The organism is Terribacillus halophilus (assembly GCF_900162685.1).
GTDB classification, from domain to species: Bacteria; Bacillota; Bacilli; order Bacillales; family Amphibacillaceae; genus Terribacillus; species Terribacillus halophilus_A.
The window spans coordinates 546441-565553 of the sequence record NZ_LT727828.1; the positions used below are offsets into that span (position 1 = coordinate 546441).

The 19113-nt window shown below is 44.2% G+C and carries 19 protein-coding genes and 1 riboswitch; of the genes, 12 read left to right on the forward strand and 7 right to left on the reverse strand.

All coding sequences use genetic code 11. The features are described 5' to 3' along the window. The first annotated feature begins 13 nt into the window (after positions 1 to 13). Together rbsK and queF are read left to right on the forward strand one after the other, a co-directional pair. On the forward strand, positions 14 to 904 hold the full coding sequence (rbsK, locus tag B1K52_RS07475; RefSeq protein WP_077306872.1) for a ribokinase: 891 nt from the start codon (positions 14 to 16) through the stop codon (positions 902 to 904). 45 nt (positions 905 to 949) lie between these two features. Next, complete coding sequence (gene queF, locus B1K52_RS07480; RefSeq protein WP_077306874.1) at positions 950 to 1447, forward strand: preQ(1) synthase; 498 nt, start codon at positions 950 to 952, stop codon at positions 1445 to 1447. Between the two features lie 52 nt (positions 1448 to 1499). Here the strand turns inward: queF and B1K52_RS07485 are convergent, their stop codons facing one another. After that, positions 1500 to 2507 (reverse strand): NADP-dependent oxidoreductase, encoded by a 1008-nt coding sequence (locus B1K52_RS07485; RefSeq protein WP_077306876.1) that lies wholly within the window; start codon positions 2505 to 2507, stop codon positions 1500 to 1502. Positions 2508 to 2644: 137 nt separating this feature from the next. Between B1K52_RS07485 and B1K52_RS07490 the strand changes: the two genes are divergently transcribed. The 3 genes from B1K52_RS07490 to B1K52_RS07500 all read left to right on the forward strand — a co-directional run bounded on the left by B1K52_RS07490 (position 2645) and on the right by B1K52_RS07500 (position 4533). Next, positions 2645 to 3082 (forward strand): DUF2188 domain-containing protein, encoded by a 438-nt coding sequence (locus B1K52_RS07490; RefSeq protein ID WP_077306878.1) that lies wholly within the window; start codon positions 2645 to 2647, stop codon positions 3080 to 3082. Between the two features lie 134 nt (positions 3083 to 3216). Beyond that, positions 3217 to 4128: a DUF1002 domain-containing protein gene (locus tag B1K52_RS07495; RefSeq protein WP_077306880.1), complete on the forward strand. Its 912-nt coding sequence runs from the start codon at positions 3217 to 3219 to the stop codon at positions 4126 to 4128. 15 nt (positions 4129 to 4143) lie between these two features. After that, on the forward strand, positions 4144 to 4533 hold the full coding sequence (locus tag B1K52_RS07500; protein WP_077306882.1) for a RidA family protein: 390 nt from the start codon (positions 4144 to 4146) through the stop codon (positions 4531 to 4533). Between the two features lie 33 nt (positions 4534 to 4566). Here B1K52_RS07500 and B1K52_RS07505 read toward each other — a convergent pair whose 3' ends face one another. Then, positions 4567 to 5790: an MFS transporter gene (locus B1K52_RS07505; protein WP_077306884.1), complete on the reverse strand. Its 1224-nt coding sequence runs from the start codon at positions 5788 to 5790 to the stop codon at positions 4567 to 4569. A 235-nt stretch (positions 5791 to 6025) separates the two neighbouring features. Here B1K52_RS07505 and helD point away from each other — a divergent pair, with 235 nt between their 5' ends. After that, entirely contained in the window at positions 6026 to 8338 is a 2313-nt protein-coding gene (gene helD / locus B1K52_RS07510) for an RNA polymerase recycling motor HelD (RefSeq protein WP_077306886.1), read from the forward strand. Positions 8339 to 8375: 37 nt separating this feature from the next. Here helD and B1K52_RS07515 read toward each other — a convergent pair whose 3' ends face one another. Then, entirely contained in the window at positions 8376 to 9809 is a 1434-nt protein-coding gene (locus tag B1K52_RS07515) for an anion permease (RefSeq protein WP_077306888.1), read from the reverse strand. Positions 9810 to 10126: 317 nt separating this feature from the next. Next, positions 10127 to 10987 carry an NAD(P)-dependent oxidoreductase gene (locus B1K52_RS07520; RefSeq protein WP_179106490.1) on the reverse strand — a complete coding sequence of 287 codons (861 nt, stop codon included), beginning with the start codon at positions 10985 to 10987 and terminating at the stop codon, positions 10127 to 10129. 102 nt (positions 10988 to 11089) lie between these two features. Here B1K52_RS07520 and B1K52_RS07525 point away from each other — a divergent pair, with 102 nt between their 5' ends. The 3 genes from B1K52_RS07525 to B1K52_RS07535 all read left to right on the forward strand — a co-directional run bounded on the left by B1K52_RS07525 (position 11090) and on the right by B1K52_RS07535 (position 14056). Continuing rightward, positions 11090 to 12097: an LLM class flavin-dependent oxidoreductase gene (locus B1K52_RS07525; RefSeq protein WP_077306893.1), complete on the forward strand. Its 1008-nt coding sequence runs from the start codon at positions 11090 to 11092 to the stop codon at positions 12095 to 12097. A 47-nt stretch (positions 12098 to 12144) separates the two neighbouring features. Beyond that, a riboswitch (SAM riboswitch) is annotated at positions 12145 to 12261 on the forward strand. Between the two features lie 104 nt (positions 12262 to 12365). After that, positions 12366 to 13385, forward strand: coding sequence for an LLM class flavin-dependent oxidoreductase (locus B1K52_RS07530; RefSeq protein ID WP_077306895.1), 1020 nt, complete (start codon positions 12366 to 12368; stop codon positions 13383 to 13385). Positions 13386 to 13465: 80 nt separating this feature from the next. Beyond that, a complete protein-coding gene (locus B1K52_RS07535; protein ID WP_077306897.1) occupies positions 13466 to 14056 on the forward strand; it encodes an NUDIX hydrolase in 591 nt (196 codons plus the stop codon). 39 nt (positions 14057 to 14095) lie between these two features. On the opposite strand, the gene B1K52_RS07540 is transcribed toward B1K52_RS07535, so the two are convergent. Together B1K52_RS07540 and B1K52_RS07545 are read right to left on the reverse strand one after the other, a co-directional pair. Then, on the reverse strand, positions 14096 to 15325 hold the full coding sequence (locus tag B1K52_RS07540) for an aminopeptidase (protein ID WP_256855868.1): 1230 nt from the start codon (positions 15323 to 15325) through the stop codon (positions 14096 to 14098). A gap of 50 nt (positions 15326 to 15375) precedes the next feature. After that, a complete protein-coding gene (locus B1K52_RS07545; RefSeq protein WP_077306901.1) occupies positions 15376 to 15885 on the reverse strand; it encodes a C40 family peptidase in 510 nt (169 codons plus the stop codon). Positions 15886 to 15994: 109 nt separating this feature from the next. Here B1K52_RS07545 and B1K52_RS07550 point away from each other — a divergent pair, with 109 nt between their 5' ends. Next, positions 15995 to 16747, forward strand: a complete 753-nt coding sequence (locus B1K52_RS07550) for a 2OG-Fe dioxygenase family protein (RefSeq protein WP_077306903.1) — start codon at positions 15995 to 15997, stop codon at positions 16745 to 16747. Positions 16748 to 16762: 15 nt separating this feature from the next. After that, complete coding sequence (locus B1K52_RS07555; protein ID WP_179106491.1) at positions 16763 to 17272, forward strand: GNAT family N-acetyltransferase; 510 nt, start codon at positions 16763 to 16765, stop codon at positions 17270 to 17272. 6 nt (positions 17273 to 17278) lie between these two features. Here the strand turns inward: B1K52_RS07555 and B1K52_RS07560 are convergent, their stop codons facing one another. Beyond that, positions 17279 to 17827 carry a histidine phosphatase family protein gene (locus tag B1K52_RS07560; RefSeq protein WP_077306907.1) on the reverse strand — a complete coding sequence of 183 codons (549 nt, stop codon included), beginning with the start codon at positions 17825 to 17827 and terminating at the stop codon, positions 17279 to 17281. 122 nt (positions 17828 to 17949) lie between these two features. On the opposite strand from B1K52_RS07560, the gene B1K52_RS07565 reads away from it, so the two are divergent. Continuing rightward, entirely contained in the window at positions 17950 to 18915 is a 966-nt protein-coding gene (locus tag B1K52_RS07565; RefSeq protein ID WP_077310535.1) for a ring-cleaving dioxygenase, read from the forward strand. Positions 18916 to 19113 lie beyond the last annotated feature (198 nt).

Below are 19113 nucleotides of genomic sequence, written 5' to 3' on the forward strand. Positions count from 1 at the left end.
AGGAGGACTAGCTATGCTGAATAAGCCCAAACTTACAGTAATCGGCAGTTTGAATATGGATTTGACGGCAACCTCCGCGAAGCGGCCGGCAGCTGGTGAAACGATCCTCGGCGAGCGTTTTGATACCTTTCCAGGAGGCAAGGGAGCCAATCAAGCTGTTGCAGCCGCACGGCTTGGTGCAGATGTCAGCCTGATTGGCATGGTCGGAAAAGATGCTTTCGGCGATGAATTGGTACAGGTTTTAAAACAAGAAGGCGTGCGTACAGACCACATCGGAAGAGCAGATACATCTTCTGGCGTTGCAGTTATTCAAGTAGTGGACGGAGACAACAGCATTACTGTGATTCCAGGAGCAAACTTTCAGCTAACGCCAGCTTTTATTAAGAAAAAAAAGGATGTTATCGAAGCGAGTGAGATGGTCCTTATCCAGCTAGAGATTCCAATAGAGACAGTTGCCGCCGTCTCTGCATATTGTCAAGAAGCCAATGTCCCTTACATACTGAACCCAGCACCAGCTCAAGCGCTGCCCGCTGCAATTATTCAGCAAGCAAGCTACATCACACCAAATGAATCAGAAGCTTCCATTTTGTTTGAAGATACAAACAAGGCGCTGCAGGAATTTGCCGACAAGCTTGTGATTACCAAGGGAGAAAAAGGCGTCGTCTATAACGGAGGTACCATAGCTGCATATCCTGCCGAAGCAGTTGATACAACAGGAGCTGGCGATACATTTAATGCGGCGCTTGCTGTGAGACTGGCGTCTGGCGGTAAGCTTGCCGAAGCTTGCTGCTATGCAAATGCCGCAGCTGCCTTGCAAATCGGATCATCCGGTGCGCAGGCTGGCATGCCGACACATCAAGACGTGACGACCTTCATGAGACAAAATGGAGAAAATCCTTTATAATAAAAAACGCTTGTGCAAAATAGCAACAGCAAGGAGGAATTACAAATGGCAGGAAGAAATCCAGAAGAAATGGAAGACGTAACATTGCTAGGCAACCAAAACAATGTCTACGATTTCGATTATAAACCTGAGGTTCTTGAAACCTTTGATAATAAACATGTATACCGCGACTATTTCGTGAAATTTAATTGTCCGGAATTCACAACATTATGCCCAATCACGAACCAGCCCGATTTTGGTACCGTGTATATTAGCTACATTCCAGATGAAAAGATGGTCGAAAGTAAATCACTTAAGCTGTATCTATTCAGCTTCCGCAACCACGGTGATTTCCACGAAGACTGCATCAACATCATTCTAAATGACCTGAAAGAACTGATGAACCCGCGTTACATCGAAGTATGGGGCAAGTTCACACCACGCGGTGGAATCTCTATCGATCCATACGTCAACTACGGCCGTCCAGGCACGAAGTATGAGCAAATGGCTGATCACCGCATGATGAACCATGATATGTATCCGGAGAAAGTGGATAATAGATAATTAGTTTTAAAAAAAGCTAGTGAGCCAACCGGCATCACTAGCTTTTTTGTTTTTATTCCGTTTCCGCTACTTTCACCAATTGCTTCCCTAAATTCTCACCTTTGAACAATCCAAGAAATGCATCTGGTACGTTCTCAAAACCATCCACAACGTTTTCTTCGAAGGTTAGCTTGTCTTGTTTGAACCATTCAGACAGCTGTTTTTTACCTTCAGCGAAGTGTTCACCGTAGTCTGCAACGATAAAGCCTTGAATTTTGGCTTTAGCTTTGACAAGGTACCCTTGAATACGAGGTCCTTGGTCTTCTTTTTTATTGTAAGAAGAGATGCTGCCGCAGAGCGGGATGCGGGCATGTGCATTCAATAATGGATAAACTGCGTCAGATACAGGGCCACCGACGTTATCGAAGTAGACGTCTATGCCATCTGGGCAGGCTTTCTCTAATGCTTTTGCTACATCTTCTTCTTTGTAGTTGATTACTTCATCAGCACCTAATGTGTTTTTTACGTAATCAAGTTTCTTCGGTGACCCGGCAATGCCGACAACGCGTGCGCCGAGAATTTTAGCGATTTGTACAACAGTGGATCCGACTGCGCCGGCAGCGCCGGAAACAACAACCGTCTCACCAGACTTCGGTTCACCGATATCTGTTAAGCCGAAATAAGCGGTAAGGCCAGGCATACCGAGCACGCCTAATGCTGTAGAAACTGGTCCGAGCTCAGGATCGACCTTTTGCAGGTTGTCTGGATTTGCTGCATTGTAACGCGCCCAAGGCAGATTGCCTAGCACATAGTCGCCTTTTTGGAATTTATCAGATTGTGATTCTGTCACTTGTCCGACAACGCCTCCGGAAATCGGGGCATCTACTTCATAAGGAGCAACATAAGATTTTGCATCACTCATTCTGCCGCGCATATAAGGATCTACACTAATATAGATACTCTTAACCAGCACCTGTCCTTCTTCAAGTTCCGGTACTTCTGTGTCGACAAAGCGGAAATTCTCCTCTGTTGGCATGCCTTCCGGTCGTTTGGCTAATTGTATTTCTTCGTTTTTTGCCATGGGGCATCATCTCCTTTTTGGTAATAGAGCAATTGTAAAGCGGGATATTCCTATATACAACTCTTTTGCTTCCTGCGTTTCACCAGAGGGTGAAAGGGAATACTACATGTACGAAAACAAACAAAGGAGTTTTTAGCATGCCTTGGACAATGGACGACTATCCTGCTTCACTGAAAAACTTGGACAAGCCAGTTAAAAAGAAAGCAATTGAAATTGCGAATGCGATGCTGGACGAAGGCTATGAGGAAGGCAGAGCAATTCCTATTGCTACTAGTCAGGCGAAAGAGTGGCATGATAATGCTTCGGAAAAAGAAGTGAAAGACTTTATGAAAAATGATGATCCAACGGAACGAGATGCCGATGCTTCTCACAGTAACCCCGATTTAATGGACGAGGCGGAAGAAGTCGTACCGCATGATGATGGCTGGGCAGTGCAGGCGAAAGATGCGAAACGACCTTCCCAGGTATTTGATAACAAACAGGATGCAATCAACCGAGCGAAAGAGATTGCTGCTAATAAAGAAACAGAGACAATTATTCATAAAAAAGACGGATCTGTTCAGAAACATTCTTAATGAAAAGCTGCATCAAGATGGTGCAGCTTTTTTATATTGGCAGTTTGGCTAACTAAGATATAGCTTTATTTATTTTTTGAAAAGTTTATAATGAGAAAGCAAGACCATTTTGAAGAAAAGGTGGAACATTTTCCATGAGTTGGTTAACGAAATGCATGTCGGCTTGTGTTGCATTTGCCCTAGTGCTTAGCTTTGCCTTTTCCGATGTTGTATCCGCAAATACTGGAAAGAACACGGATAGTATTAATGAAAAATTCGGCTTACCGATTGTCGTTGTTGGAGATTCGCTGTCAGATGCACAAAAACAGCAAGTTAGAGAAGATCTTGGCGTAACAAATACAAATAATGTAGAGGAAATCCCAGTTACAGCAGATGATATCGTGAAGTACATAAATGGAGATGCCAATTCCAGAATGTATTCTTCCGCGATGATTACGAGAGAAGAAGAAGGACATGGTCTGGAGATTCAGATTGTGACACCTGAAAATATCACGCAAGTAACTGTCGATATGTACAAAAATGCTCTGCTTACTGCAGGGATTGAGAATGCAGCGGTAGAAGTTGCATCCCCAGTGAAAGTGAGCGGCCATTCGGCGCTGACAGGTATATACAAAGCGTATGATACAGCAGATGGCAACTTGGATCCGGAGCGGACAGAGGTTGCCAATGATGAATTGGATCTCACGACAGATCTTGCACAGCAAGAAGGGCTGGATAATGAAAAAGTAACCCAGCTCATGACAGATATTAAACAGGAAATTGCCGAACAAAACCCCGCTACACGGGAAGAAGTGGAGCAAATCGTATCTGACCAGCTGAGTAAGCTGGAGGTTAGTTTAAGTGAAGAAGACAGACAGCTGTTGATCGATTTGTTTGATAAGATGCGTCAGCTGGATATTAACTTTGATGGCGTTAAAAACCAATTAGAAGATATCGCCAGCACGATTCAAGATAAGATTGACGAAGTTGCCAACAATGATGGTTTCTGGCAGGGCGTGAAGGATTTCTTCAAGTCTATTGGTGATTTCTTTAAAAATCTATTTTAATTAGGAGAGAGACATATGCGTAATATCATTCAAACAGATAAAGCACCACAAGCAATCGGACCATATTCACAGGCAATTGAAACTGCTGGTACGGTTTATATTTCCGGACAAATTCCTCTGAACCCGGAAACAGGAGAGATGGCGGAATCAATTACGGAGCAGACAGAGCAGGTAATGAAGAACTTGACTGCCATTTTGGATGAAGCTGGTTTATCATTTGACCAAGTTGTCAAAACGACAATCTTCCTGACGTCACTGGATGACTTTGCTGCTGTAAATGAAGTATACGGACGTCATTTATCCGAGCCTTATCCAGCACGTGCAACGGTAGAAATCTCTAAGTTGCCGAAAGGTGCCAACGTAGAGATTGAAGCAGTAGCTGTTCGCAGCTTTAATATGTTATAAAAAAGGATTGCCGAAATAAATCGGCAATCCTTTTTAAATCGAGTGAGCCCGTGTATTGCTGCGGCTGTTCTTGATATGAGCCGTGAGCAATGTGACGCCACATATAATAAGCAAGGCACTTGTCATATAGAAGACAGCAGAGAAGCCGAAATAACCAGCCATTATCCCGCCCATGATGGGACCGATGAAATTCCCAAGGAAGCGTAAGCTATTATTATATCCGAGCACTTCCCCTTGCATGCTGATTGGCGCCGCTTGGCGGATGTAAGCCACTCGCAGCGGTATAATCCCGCCAATCGCCATGCCTAGGAATAGCCGTATAACAGCGAGCTCCCATACAGAATCCACCATGGCGCCTGGAATATAGACAATTCCGGCAGCGAAGATGAGACCAATCAGTATTTTAACATAACCAATTCGGTCGCCCAGCTTGCCCCATGTTCTCGTCATCAGCAAGTTGCCAAGCCCGGCAGCAGAAAATGCAATTCCAGAATAAAAGGCGATGTTTGCCGGTCCGTGCAGTTCTTGTACATAAAGAGACAAGATTGGCTGCACACTGAAATTAGCAATCTGAATTAAGGAACTTAAAATCAGAACGACTAACAAAATTGGATCACGTAAAATATGCGCCAGCACTTCTTTGGAAGTATAGTGTGACTTTTCGCCTTTTTGAATCTTAACCGGATATTCTTTTGTCCCGAATGTTACTAAAAGTGCAGAAGTGAAAACACTTAAAGAAACAAGGAAGAATGTACCGTGGAACCCAATGCTGTCTGCAAGAATACCGCCAATCAAGGGTCCGAATAGCATACCAGTAATGCTTCCTGTCTGTAAGGTGCCGAGCACACGTCCGGCGATATGGCTTGGTGTCTGTGTCGAGATAAAGGCTTGGGAAATTCCGATAAAACCAGTGAAAATCCCCATAAACAAACGAAGCATAAACAACTGCCATACATTTTCGGTAAAACCAAGCAGGAGAATAGAGATCCCCATGCCGAAGGAAGTTATAATTAAGATCAATTTCCGGCCGTAACGGTCACCTAGCTTTCCCCAAAAAGGAGAGCAGATAAAGGCTGTAACAAAAGTTACTCCAAAAATGATACCAGACCAGCTTTGCACTTCACGTTCTGATAAAGTGCCGAAAGATGAAATATATAAAGATAAGAATGGCATGATCATACTTAGGCTCGCTGAAATAAAAAAGTTAGCGAACCACATGATAAACAGGTTGCGTTTTGCGAGCTGTTCGTCAGTCATTAGATGGATAACACTTCTTTCGCGTTAATATTTCGATACCCTAACTAATTATATACAAGAATAGAAGGGATATGCAATGCGATAGCTTGGAAACAGGCAGGATAGGGAAGAATTGCAGGGGAACAATGAACATGGTAAAATAAAGGATGTTCTGCTATATAACATAATTTAGCAAACCATATAAAATTATACATTAATTATATATAAATGTCAATTGTTTTGGAGGGACGTTGGTATGTCAGAAGAGGAAAAAGATTTGCAGGGTGAACAAGCCCGTGTTGCCCGTGTCCAAAAGACAATAGAAGCAAAAAGAGAAAAAACGGCAGGACTTATTCAAGGATTGCGGGAAAAGGTAATTGATCTTCGGAAGAATTTCTGGGAAGACGTAACGGTCAACCTAGATGAGCCGGATGATGTGAATGAGACGCAGGCCAGCTTAAAGCAGCAAGCGGAGCTATTAGGAGAACGAGAACGAACGCATCAGCAAATTCATAATGAAGTAAAGACACTTGACCGACTGCAGCGTAACCCTTATTTTGGTCGAATTGACTTCCGGGAGAACGGTGCAGATCATGATGAGGAAATCTACGTAGGGTTGGCTAGTTTAATGGATGAGAAAGAAGAAGATTTTCTCATTTATGATTGGCGTGCACCGATTTCCAGTATGTATTATGATTTTTCACCAGGAGATGCTTCCTATGAAACAATTGAAGGCGCGATTGAAGGAGAAGTAACGCTAAAGCGTCAATTCATTATCCGGAATGGCAAGCTTGTGGCGCTGTTTGATACGGGCGTAACAATTGGTGACAGCCTGTTACAGTACGTACTAGGCGGCAATGCCAGCACGGAAATGAAAAGCATCGTTGCGACTATCCAGAAAGAGCAAAATCAAATTATCCGGAACGAATCAGCAGCTAATTTGATTGTGCAAGGAGCAGCTGGAAGCGGAAAGACCTCCGCTGCGCTTCAGCGGGTTGCTTATTTGCTGTATCATTATCGTGATCGTATTACGGCAGAGAATATTGTTTTACTTTCCCCTAACCCGCTATTCAATAGTTATGTGTCCAATGTCCTGCCAGAGCTTGGCGAGGAAAATATGAAGCAAGCGACTTTCTATGCGCATATGCATGGACAGCTACAAGGAAAAGAAACGATTGAGACACCATTTGAACAGATGGAATACATGCTGCTTGCTTCTGGTGAAGAAAAAGAGAAGCGGCTGGCAGGAATTCAATATAAGGCGAGTCTTGATTTTAAGAACTATATTGACGAGAAGCTGGAAGAGTTCAAGCGTGCAGGCCTTATTTTCAAGGATGTCAGCTTCCGAAAACAGCGCATTGTGAGCAAGCAAGAAATTCAGTCGCATTTTTACGGGCTTTCCAATACACTGCCGCTGGCTAATCGAGCGGAACTGACAGCAGCATGGATTGTTGAAAAGCTTCGAGCATGGGGCGATTGGGAAACACGGAAAGAATGGGTTCGAGAAGAAGTCGAGCTGATGGAGAAAGAAGACTATGTGGAGGCTTTCTCAGAATTGCAGAAGAAAGACCGTTCAGAAACAAGTGACTTTGAAGAGAACAAGCAAGAAGAAGAGATTCTCAGAAAGTGGGTTGTCGAACGGAAGCTTCGTCCGCTGATTGAAAAAGTTCTGAAGCATGCCTTTATTAATGTGAAAAAATCATACTTGCGAATGCTTACTGCAGAAAGACGTCCGGAAATGCCGGCTTCATGGCCTGCATTAACCGAAGCGACCAAACAGAATTTGATGCAGAAGTACATGAGCTGGGAGGATGTAACACCTTTTGTTTACTTCCGTGACAAGGTGCTGGGCGATCGTTCTGATAAAACCATTCGTTATGTATTGATCGATGAGGCGCAGGATTATTCTGCTTTTCAGTTTGCTTACTTGCAGCAGGCATTTCCTAATGCACGGATGACGTTGCTCGGAGATATCAACCAAGCAATTCAAGCGCATTCGCTTACGGGCGAAAATGTGCTGTCTGGTAATACTGCTGACAGTCATCGGATTGAGCTATGGAGAAGCTACCGGTCCACAAGACAGATTGTCGACTTTACGAAAGAGCTCTTGGAACATGCAAAGCATATCCAGCCGTTCAACCGTGATGGCGACTTGCCGACAGTAGCGAAAGTGAAAGATGAATCCGAACGACGCAGCATGATTTCAGAGAGAATCCGAGCTTTACAAACAGCTGGTTACGAAACGATTGCAGTAATCGCTAAGACGAGCAAAGAAAGCAGAGCAGCGTATGATTGGATTAAAGAAGAAATGGAAGCAGATCTAATAACAGAAACGACGTCGCAATACAAAAAAGGCCTCTCTGTCATTCCTGCTTATTTAGCTAAAGGAATTGAGTTTGACGCCGTTATTTTATATGATGTATCAGATATGGCGTACGGTCATGAATCAGAGCGCACACTGCTGTATACAGCATGCACACGTGCGATGCACGAATTGCATATGTACAGCAGTGGCAACCTAAGTCCATTCATTGAGACAGCAGCAGAAACAACGTATAAAAGCCTATAAAAAAACAGGAATCCGCGCAGGATTCCTGTTTTCTTTTTTACCATAAGCCGATGATCTTCCACCAAATGCCGCCAATACCGATCCAGACAATCAGATGGATAATGGAGATGATGAAACCGAGTCCCCACCATTTTTGCTGGGAGACAAAGCCTGCACCGAAGAATACTGGAGCAGGACCGCTGCCGTAATGCGTCAAACATCCGAACAAGTTACTGAAGAATGCTAACAAGAGAGCTGACATTAACGGAGGGGCACCAGCTGCTACAACAACGGACAGGAAGGCAGCGTACATCGCGCTCACATGCGCTGTGTTACTAGCAAAGAAGTAGTGCGAATAGAAATACACAATTGCAAGCAATAGCAATGCTACCGGCCAGGACAGCGTACTTACGACATCACTCATAATATCACTGAACCATGGTACAAGACCGAGTTCATTTAAGTAATTTGCCATCATAACGAGGACAGCGAACCAGACAAGTGTGTCCCAAGCGCCTTGTTCCTGCTTGATGTCAGACCAAGTCAGCACTTCTGTCAGCAAGAGTACTACCAGACCGATAAATGCTGCAGTCGTTGAGCCGATGCCAAAGCTTCCGCCGAAAATCCATAGGACAAGCAGTAAAAAGAATACGGCAATCATAAACCATTCCGAACGTTTCAATTTTCCCATGCTTTGCAGTTTCTCTGTAGCCATTTCAGTTGCCTTTGGTGTTTCTTTGATTTCAGGCGGATAAAGCTTGAAAACAACAAATGGGATAACAATTAAACTGATGATACCAGGAACAATGGAAGCAAGAATCCAGCTGCCCCACGAGATAGATTGTCCAGTAACACTCTCTGCAGCACTCGCTGCCAGTGGGTTGGCTGCCATTGCTGTTAGGAACATTGCGGAAGTAATTCCATTACCCTGATAAGATGCTGTAGTCAGGAAAGCGCCGATTTTGCGTTCCGTACCGTCTCCGCTTCTGGAGCCGTAAGAATTCGACAGAGATTGAATGATCGGAAAAATAATCCCGCCGGCACGTGCTGTGTTCGATGGCATCGCTGGCGAAAGAATTAAATCACTACCGATTAAGGAATAAGACAATCCTAATGTCTTTTTACCGAATAAGCGGACAAATAGGTAGGCAATCCTAGAACCAAGACCAGTCTTGATAAAACCTCTCGAGATGAAAAATGCGATAACAATCAGCCAAATTGTGCTGTTTTGAAATCCGCTAAGTGCTTCCTCTAATCCTAGTGTGCGTGTTAATACGATAGCTGTTAAAGATAAGATGGCGACACTTCCCATTGGCATGGGCTTGATAATCAATCCAATGATGGTTGCTACAAAAATGGCAAATAAATGCCAAGCTTCTTCTTTTACACCATCAGGTGAGGGAATGAACCAAAGAATTACTCCTATTAAAACCGTAATAAGGAGCGGAATCCATTTGACTTCCCGTTTCGGTTTATTAGATGAATCAGCCATAACGAAAACCCCTTTAGTAAAGTAAATAAATTATTGAATACAACATTATATTAGCATAAAAATATTGATATGAAAGGATTGCTCTATTTTGAGTGATATATTTAATTGATTTAAAAAATTTATTAAATCAAAAGATTTATAACGATTCTAATGTAGTGAAAATATGCAAAAAAATACTTCACATGAAATAAGTATCTCTGCTTTTCATACCCACATATTTCCGTTAGTATGCCAATGTTAATTACAAAAAATAATTGAGAATAAAAAAAGAATCCGAAAAAATCGGATCCTTTAACTTTTTTATGCAAAATTTTATGTTAGTCACGTGCCAACAACGCGTAAACAGCCGCAACATCTTTTTTGCCGTAGCCATTCTTTTTCGCTAGTGCATAAAGCTCTTTGACGGTATTTGTCATCGGCAGAGGAGCTCCTGCTTCATAAGCTGTTTCAGAGATTTGCTGCAAATCCTTGTAAGCATGCTCTAACGGAAATTGCGGGTCAAAGTTCTGCTGCAGAATGGTATCTCGCTTTCCAGCTTGAATATCACTTGTTACAGGAAGAGCCAGCAGTACGTCCATCAAGTGTTCGGCATCGAGACCGACTGCTTCACCAAAACTTATGGCTTCAGATAAACCAGTAAGAGACTGTACAAGCAGCATATTCACTGCTAGTTTTGTCGCGGAACCGTTCCCATTTTCCCCCATGTACTGAATGCTTTGTCCCATTTTCTCAAGCAAAGGCGTAATCTTATTTACATCTTGTGCATCTCCTCCAACAAGAAAGTGCAGTTTTCCTTGCTGTGCAGGTGCTTTTGAACCGGAAACAGGTGCATCAACGAAACGGATTTGATGTTTCTTAGCTGCTGCAGCCATTTCCTTCGTGAATGCTGGTTTTACCGTACTAATATCAACCCATAAACTATCTCTCTTCATTCCGCTGAACAGTCCCTTTTCTCCGAGGACAACGGCTTTCACAGCCTTTGGATCAGTGAGCATTGTGAATACGATATCTGCCTGTTCGCCAACTTTTTGAGGTGATTCGGCCCAGATAGCTCCATTATCTAGCAAATGTTGTGCTTTTGCTTTCGTTCGGTTATAAACAACCAATTGCTCTCCTTTTTTGAGCAGATTCGCTGCCATGTTTTCTCCCATAATTCCTAATCCAATAAACCCAATCACGTAACCAGCCTCCTTTTGTTCTGACAGTACTAGCATACAGAAAAACGGAATGTTTTTAAAAGTCTTTCGCACCGGCTATGATAGAGACAAGGAGTGAAAGATATGAAGCTTAGTATATTGGATCAATCTCGTCTTAAAGAAGATGGCAATGCGGCTGAAGCACTTCAGGAGACAGTTCGTTTAGCAGAGCTAGCCGATCAGCTTGGATACGAGCGCTTCTGGGTATCAGAACATCATGGCGCAAGCTTGGGACATAGCAGTCCTGAATTAATGATGGCTCATCTGGCAAGCAGAACATCACGAATAAGAATCGGATCCGGCGGTGTCATGCTGTCTCACTATAGCGCTTATAAAGTGGCAGAAAACGCGAGACTGCTTGAAGCACTTCATCCAGGAAGAATTGACATCGGAATTGGGCGTGCTCCAGGTGGCATGCCAGCAGCTAAACGGGCACTGCAGGAGCATAAAATCGTGCCGGAGGATTGGTATGATCGTCAGATACGTGACTTGCTTCATTACTTGGATATAAAGAAAGAGGAGAAGCATCGCTTTGGAGAAATAAAAGCAATGCCAGACGTTAAGACGGTACCTGCTGTTTGGCTGTTGGGCGGCAGTGCTGGCAGTGCTGGTCTTGCTGCTTATTATGGTATGGGGTTTGCTTACGCACAGTTTATCCGCGGTGAAAAAGATGCAGCTGTGCTGGATATATACCGACAAGCTTTCCAGCATGAGGCGGGAAAGCCGCAAGCGTTAATCAGCTTGTTTTTGTTCTGTGCTGCGACGCATGCTCAAGCAGAAGCATTAGCGAAAAGCCATGAAGTGGCATCGCTGCTGCAAGAACAGGGAAGACCTGTAAACGGAATGCTGCGTCCAGACACAGCTGCAGCGTACAAATTATCTCCATATGAAAAGGAACGTCTGCAAGACAACAGAGCGACCATGGTGATAGGCACACCAGCTGAGGTGCTCCAACAACTGGAGGAGCTGCAGAATTATTATGGCGCCGATGTGGAATTTATGCTGACGAGTCCTGTTTATGAGGAGCAAGCCCGGCAGGAAGGATTCAAACTTTTAATGGAGGCTTACCAGCAGCGGGGCTATTCTGTTTGAATCCGTCGCTGTAATTCTGGTATAGTAGTAGAGACAATTCATAAGAAATCTTATAACGAGAGGCGGAGGGAAAGGCCCGATGAAGCCCGGCAACCCACTGTAGGAGGGCAGTCCTGCAGGAAGGTGCTACGACCTGCAGCTTTATTTAAGCTGCGTGATAAGATAACGACGGCTGCAAGTAACGAGCTTCTTCTTATCGAAGAAGCTTTTTTAGTAGAATCGATGTGTCGTTCGGTAGGATTTCCTATGTGCAAAAGGAGTAATAGATATGAAATATGCGTATTGGCAGCCAGTAACAAACAGCTGGCTGCGGCATGTAGAAGATGAGGCATCTCTTAGCTTATTATGTGTAAAGGAAACAGCACACATGGCAGAGCGCAACGGATTCGATGCTGTATTTCTTCCTGACACCTACCTATACCAAGGGAAGAATGCAGATCAGAAGCTGGATTTTTGGGAAACAGCTAGTGCTGTAGCAGAGGCAACAAATAAACTGCATATTATGGCAGCAGTCCGTCCGAGTATTGATCAGCCAGTGGAAGCTGCCAAGCAGGCGATGACCATTGATCAGATTAGCAACAGCCGCTTTTCACTCGCAGTTGTTTCTTTCCTTCGCGAAGAAGAACAAAAGCGGGAAGCTGGCGATATAGCCGGAACAGAGGAATTCTATCTGCAGACAGAGGAATTCTTTGAAGTGTTGCGCGGTGTTTGGGCAGCGGGCAGTTACACATATGATGGATTATATTATCAAGTACAGCATATCGATTATCTTCCAGCTGCGAATAAAAAAGAGATATCACCTTTGTACGCTGGCGGAGAGAGCGACTATTTGCGGCAGACAATTGCGGAAACATGTGATGCTTACGTAATGAAAGGCGGCACAGTACAAGAAACAGCCAGTATGGTCGCTGACATGCAAATTCGGCGCGAAGCTGCTGGCAAGCAGCCTTTTACCGAGTTTGGTATGACTGCATATGTCATTTGCCGCGAGACAGAGGAAGAGGCATATCAAGAATGGGAACGCATTACCGGAGTCGACTACGAAGCATATGTAACAGAGGAAGAATTAGCGCAAAAAAGCATCATTAGTGATGACGCTGTTGCTGCAAGGGGATTGCGTCCGAATCTAGTTGGAACCCCAATGCAGATTGCGCAGCGGATTCTTGCTTATGAGCATGCAGGTGTTAGTTTGCTTTTGCTTCAATTTTCACCTCAGCTTCGGGAAATGGAACGCTTTGCAAACGACGTGATACCGCTGGTCGAGGAAATGCGCGAAAACTCCATTTAATTGGGAATGTGTGTAGACATTGAGTAGGCAATCGCTTACATTAAAGGGTGAAGTGTAAAGATATAGTATGGGGGCCTAACATGGAGCTATTGACGATTTTTGATGACCAGCACCGAGAGATAGGCGTGAAGGAAAGACAAGAAGTACATCGGGACGGGGACTGGCATGAAACGTTTCATTGCTGGTTCGTCGAGCACGATGGGACAGATCTATACATTTATCTACAGCAGCGCGCCTTCAATAAAAGGGAATTTCCCGGGAAATACGACATTACCGCAGCGGGTCATTTGGAAAGTGGCGAAACGCCTGTAATCGGCGGCCTGCGCGAAGTACAAGAAGAATTAGGAGTCACACTTCAAGAAAGTGATCTGTTTTATAAGGGTGTTATCCAAGAAGAATTATTCGCTGCAAGCTTGATTGATAGGGAATTTTGTCACCAATTCTTCTACTATCTGGAGGAACTGCCGAATATTCTGCTTAATGATGAAGTTGTCCAAATTATTCGGATGCGAGTGGATGATCTGGAAAGCCTGATTGAGGGTGAAAATACAACCAAGGAAGCGGAAATCGTAGCTGGAGCACCACGACAGCGGATTGATATATCGCGCGATGCGTTATGTCCGCACCAGCTCGCTTACTATCAAGAAGTAATTGCGATATGCCGTACATAAAGAAAAGGAGCAGCGATTTTGCTGCTCCTTTTCTTTATGTTAGAAAGCCCAGTTTCCGTTATCAAAGATTGGTTCCACTTTACCGTCTGGTGTTTCGCCTGTAATCGAGAGTTCGCCAGAGCCAACCATGAAATCGACATGCGTTAAGCTGTAGTTAAAGCCCATTGCCGTCAGTTCTTCTTTTGACTTGTTCTGTGCATCTTTCACACAAAATCCGATAGCCTGTCCAAGCGCTAAGTGACAGGAAGCATTTTCATCAAATAAAGTGTTGTTAAAGACAATGCCAGACTGGGAAATAGGGGATTCATGCGGCACGAGTGCTACCTCACCCAGGAATCTTGCCCCGTCATCTGTGTCCAGTAAGTTCTTTAATGTTTCATAGCCTTTCTCGGCAGTGAAATCTACTACTTTCCCTTTTTCGAAGGTAAGAGAGAAGTTTTCCAACAACGTACCTCCATAATTCAAAGGCTTTGTACTGCTGACAGTCCCGTTTACGCCGTTCTTTACAGGAATAGTAAATACTTCTTCAGTAGGAAGATTCGGGATGTACGTACTACCATCTTCCTTCTTGAATTCTGCACATGTCCACATCGCTTCCGGGTGCAGCTCGATTGTTAAGTCCGTTCCTGGTCCTGTATAGTGCAGCTTTCGATAATCGCGTGCATTAAGGTGATCAGCATTCTTTTTCATTGCTGCTACATGCTGTTCCCAAAGCTCTACTGTATTCTCCTGATCAGAGCGAGTAGTGAAGAAAATGCTGTCCCATAGCTTATCAACAGCTGCTTGTCCAGTTAAGTCAGGAAAAACAGATTCCGCCCATTCAATTGTCGGAACAGAAGCAATCAGCCAGTTAATACGTCCATTTGTTTTGTAAGCTTGGTACCCTTGTCTGGCAGCACCTACAGCTTTTGTATAACGAGCAACTCTAGCAGGGTCAATACCATCAAATAGAGAAGGGTTCGGTGTTTTGATTTCCAAAAAAGCTGTATCAGCTGCTGCAAGTTCTTCATAAACTCGGCCGCGGAAAGGGGTGTAGAAATCAAGATCTTCCTCTTTCGCATAGCTGATTTTTGCTTTCGTAATAAAGTCATCCTGATAATCGACAACAACATCTCGCATACCAGCTTCATATGCTTTCTGTGCTACAACTTTCGTAAACGGTGCAGCGGACAAGTCTGCTGAAATCATTAGGTCTTGTCCTGTCTTCACACGTAAGCCAATATGCAGAAGTAATTCGGCGTATTTTTCTAATTTCTGTTCAAAATGCATATTCATTCCCCCTTATATACAATCCTTCTCATTTTACCAGAAAATTGCGACTAGAGTCGGTACTCGAGAGAGAATTTAGCGATGGGGTCAAAGTGAGCAGACCGCTTAATATGGCGAGGAAATATCCAGCGTTTAGATTGTCTTCCTGTGGCAGGGATCAAATCAATACCGCAGCCGGAAGAGAAAGCCTGCCAAACGAACTTTGTGCAATAGTTCCAATTTGTATCCGCTAATGTCCGGTTAAATCGATAACCTTTCATGGAACCGATATGTTGAACTGCCCATGCAGCTGCTTCTGCTGGGCCAGCTTTTGGCCGGAGAAGTGTAATGGACCCGCCGTAACGGTGCCGCGACAAATAAGCAGGCAAAGATTCTGTAATACCACCTAATGGATGCGCGTGGTAAATTTTTCCATCCTCTCCGACTATACCAGCGTGGCTGAAAAAGAAGGTAGAAGGACCAATGGAGCTATACAACACATCCCCGGTGCGCAGCCGTGCATGCATGACGGCTGCAGTTTGGTATAGTTTCTCAAATTCTGCTTTGGATTTCTTTTGCATGGAACACCACTCCTGACGTAAATGTCATAAAATCGCAAACGAAAACATGTTTCTTTCCCTTTGCATGTATTATGATAGAGAAAGATTCTAGATTTGTGGAGGTTTATGCATGCACGCGTTAAAAGAACAAGGCTACAGCCGATATGATTTACAGAAAGAGCTTGCTTATGACGGATTGGAGAAAGACTTAGCTGAGCTGCAGGCTGTCTTTGACACATTGCCGACAGATAGCTATGCTCCCGAATTGAACCGGTACCGCCGCTATTCACGAGCAATCATCTTTGATAAGGATGAGCGTATGGAATGGCTGCCAGGTATTGAGCGGGAGAATGGCAGTATGGCGCAGTATTTCCAAGGCCGATTCAATCCTGAATATGTGGATTCTTACAGAGAATTTCCATCACTTCCGGATCATATTCTGGAAAACAAATTATTGCAGAAAATCATCATGCATGATTACAAAGAAACATTTTGGCGTCAGGAAGACTTAATATTGCCAGTTCATGCAGGGATTCATTTTGTGAAGCTGGAAGTGACAGAAGACGGGCAGGAAGGTGTATCATCACCTAACCTTATTCACCAGGATGGTGAGCCGTTTACATTTGCACATCTGATGAAGCGGGATAATGTTGTTGGCGGTCTGAACATCATCGCAACACCTGCTTGTGCAGGCAAACTGCCGAAGGATGCGGATGAAAATCAGTTCCATGAAAGCTTCGAGATTCACCAGCCATTAGAATCGTATGGTGTCAATGATGAAGCGGTAAGCCATTACGTCAGTCCCATCAAAAAAGGCGAGGCAGACCGACCGGGCGTACGTTCTATTCTTTTGATTGATTTCCAGCCAACTGTACTAGCATAAAAAGGAGCTAAAATGATGACAGTATCTATTCGAGAAGCATGTCTAGCTGATTGCCGCCGCATTGGTGAAATCAGCGCATGGAGCTGGCAGTATGCATATAAAGATATTTTGCCGGCTGCTTACTTGGCAGCTATTCGACCTGAAGACAGGGCAGAACGGTTTGAAAAAGTACTATCATCAGGATCGCTCCTGCTGGTGGCCGAGTCAGAAGGAACCATTGTCGGATTTATCAGCGGCGGCAAATGCCGTGATAAGCTGCATCCGGATTACGATGGAGAAGTATATGCCATTTACGTTGATCCAGCGACTGTCAAACAAGGTGTTGGTACAAAACTAATGCGCTCATTAGAAGAACATCTCGCGGCTGAAGGGATGACAGGAATTGTCGCCTGGATGCTTAAAGGTAATGAGGCGAAGTACTTTTATGAAGGACTTGGCGGCCAGAAGATCGGTGAGGATCAATTCAACATTGAAGGGATTGCTTATCCCGAAATAGCATATGGATGGAAAATAGCGGACAGATGATGTCCGCTATTTTTGGATACGAAGCTGCTCTGCTCCTATGTATTGCAGCCTGTCGAACGTTAGCTTCCAGATAGCAGGCATAGCCAGCTGCTTCCAAAAAGCATAATGGAATTGGGTATCATAATGCCCCATTGTCAGCGTCATCAAATTGCCGTGTGTTCCAATAGCGACACGCTTACCGGAATAGGAAGTAAGTATGTCTTGAAAAGCTGATACGCCCCTAGCTCTCGCGGTCTCGTTTGATTCACCGCCTGGAAATTGAAATTCTTCCTGCATCCATAATTGATGAATACTATCTTCAAAGTTATCCGCTGGGCTGTCGGCAATTTGTCGTTCGCGCAGCCGTTCATCCAGTATCACTAGGTTAGTATCCGCTGCGATAGTCTCCCATGCTCGTCGATAAGGACTTGAGATCCTAACTTCAACTTGTTCAGCAGCTAATAACTGTTGGACAAGCTTTGCATCCTGATAGCCTTTTTCAGATAAAGACCTGTTCCGTTCATCGGGCGTATAAAGACTATGTGCGTGACGCACAACATAAAGTGTTGTCAGCAATATTATTTTCCCTCCTTTCCTCTATTCTACCAATTGTAGGTGAAGTATTTGCAATTTAGGAAATTATAGATTACATTTTGTAAGTAACTAATAAAAAGTACGTTAAGGAGGCGAAGCAGATGATGGAGCTTCACGGTATTCACCACGTTTCCGCCATTACAGCCAATGCAGCGAATAACTATGAATTTTACACAAATGTATTAGGGATGCGTCTTGTTAAAAAGACAGTCAATCAAGATGACACATCTATGTATCACTTGTTTTATGCAGACAAGCACGGCAGCCCGGGAACAGATTTAACGTTCTTTGAAATTCATCGGGCAGGTCGAACGTATACAGGAAACAACAGCATTTCGCTGACTTCTTTGCGTGTTGCCTCTGATAAAGCAATTGTATATTGGAAAGAACGTTTAGAATCGTTCGACATAATATCACAGCAAGTTGAATTGCAAGGCCGGCAGGTGCTTTTCTTTGAGGACCCAGAAAAGCAGCGGCTTATGCTCGTGTCTGATGAACAGAACAAAGGTGTGCGTGCAGGTAGTCCGTGGGAAGAAACCGATGTACCAGCTGCGTTTGCCATTATTGGTTTAGGACCAGTAAAACTGACGGTTCCAGAGCTGGCACCGACAGAGCGTGTACTGCTGGACTTGATGGGATTTCGGCAAAAAGCGAATGCCCAGCTAGCTGATGGAACTGATTTACACATTTACGAAGTAGGGGAAGGCGGAACAGGAGCCGAAGTCATGCTGGAAGTGATGCCAGAATTGCAGAAAGAGCGTCCGGGACGCGGAAGTGTGCACCATGTTGCTTTTCGTGTGAAAGACAAAGAAGCGCTGGAACGCGCGAAAAAGATTCTTTATGCAGCCCATCTGCCAAATTCCGGGTTGGTCGATCGCTATTACTTCCAATCGCTCTATTTCAGAGAGCCAAATGGTATTCTTTTCGAACTTGCAACAGACGGACCTGGTTTTGCTACGGACGAAGAGCCGGACAGCTTAGGAGAAAGATTGGCATTACCGCCGTTTCTTGAAGACGAACGAGAAGCAATAGAAGCAAAACTAACACCGCTTGATACAAAAAGAAAGTAACAACGACGAGGCTGGAGCATAACTGTTTAAGCTATATAAAATCCAAAGAATACTGCAATTAACAGCAGCATTGTTTGGATTTTTTGCATAGGAAACTAAGATGAGAGCACCGCTCCGGAAATACACTCCGCTTTCCTGCGGGCGGCTGGTGAGTCTCCGTGTATTTCCTACGCTGATTTGTGTTATGGGAAACCTTCA

What these genes read in the sequence shown, in the direction of transcription:
- rbsK (WP_077306872.1), top strand. Translation starts at nt 14, where the DNA reads ATGCTGAATAAGCCCAAACTTACAGTAATCGGCAGTTTGAATATGGAT.
- queF (WP_077306874.1), top strand. Translation starts at nt 950, where the DNA reads ATGGCAGGAAGAAATCCAGAAGAAATGGAAGACGTAACATTGCTAGGC.
- B1K52_RS07485 (WP_077306876.1), bottom strand. Translation starts at nt 2,507, where the DNA reads ATGGCAAAAAACGAAGAAATACAATTAGCCAAACGACCGGAAGGCATG.
- B1K52_RS07490 (WP_077306878.1), top strand. Translation starts at nt 2,645, where the DNA reads ATGCCTTGGACAATGGACGACTATCCTGCTTCACTGAAAAACTTGGAC.
- B1K52_RS07495 (WP_077306880.1), top strand. Translation starts at nt 3,217, where the DNA reads ATGAGTTGGTTAACGAAATGCATGTCGGCTTGTGTTGCATTTGCCCTA.
- B1K52_RS07500 (WP_077306882.1), top strand. Translation starts at nt 4,144, where the DNA reads ATGCGTAATATCATTCAAACAGATAAAGCACCACAAGCAATCGGACCA.
- B1K52_RS07505 (WP_077306884.1), bottom strand. Translation starts at nt 5,790, where the DNA reads ATGACTGACGAACAGCTCGCAAAACGCAACCTGTTTATCATGTGGTTC.
- helD (WP_077306886.1), top strand. Translation starts at nt 6,026, where the DNA reads ATGTCAGAAGAGGAAAAAGATTTGCAGGGTGAACAAGCCCGTGTTGCC.
- B1K52_RS07515 (WP_077306888.1), bottom strand. Translation starts at nt 9,809, where the DNA reads ATGGCTGATTCATCTAATAAACCGAAACGGGAAGTCAAATGGATTCCG.
- B1K52_RS07525 (WP_077306893.1), top strand. Translation starts at nt 11,090, where the DNA reads ATGAAGCTTAGTATATTGGATCAATCTCGTCTTAAAGAAGATGGCAAT.
- B1K52_RS07530 (WP_077306895.1), top strand. Translation starts at nt 12,366, where the DNA reads ATGAAATATGCGTATTGGCAGCCAGTAACAAACAGCTGGCTGCGGCAT.
- B1K52_RS07535 (WP_077306897.1), top strand. Translation starts at nt 13,466, where the DNA reads ATGGAGCTATTGACGATTTTTGATGACCAGCACCGAGAGATAGGCGTG.
- B1K52_RS07540 (WP_256855868.1), bottom strand. Translation starts at nt 15,325, where the DNA reads ATGCATTTTGAACAGAAATTAGAAAAATACGCCGAATTACTTCTGCAT.
- B1K52_RS07545 (WP_077306901.1), bottom strand. Translation starts at nt 15,885, where the DNA reads ATGCAAAAGAAATCCAAAGCAGAATTTGAGAAACTATACCAAACTGCA.
- B1K52_RS07550 (WP_077306903.1), top strand. Translation starts at nt 15,995, where the DNA reads ATGCACGCGTTAAAAGAACAAGGCTACAGCCGATATGATTTACAGAAA.
- B1K52_RS07555 (WP_179106491.1), top strand. Translation starts at nt 16,763, where the DNA reads ATGACAGTATCTATTCGAGAAGCATGTCTAGCTGATTGCCGCCGCATT.
- B1K52_RS07565 (WP_077310535.1), top strand. Translation starts at nt 17,950, where the DNA reads ATGGAGCTTCACGGTATTCACCACGTTTCCGCCATTACAGCCAATGCA.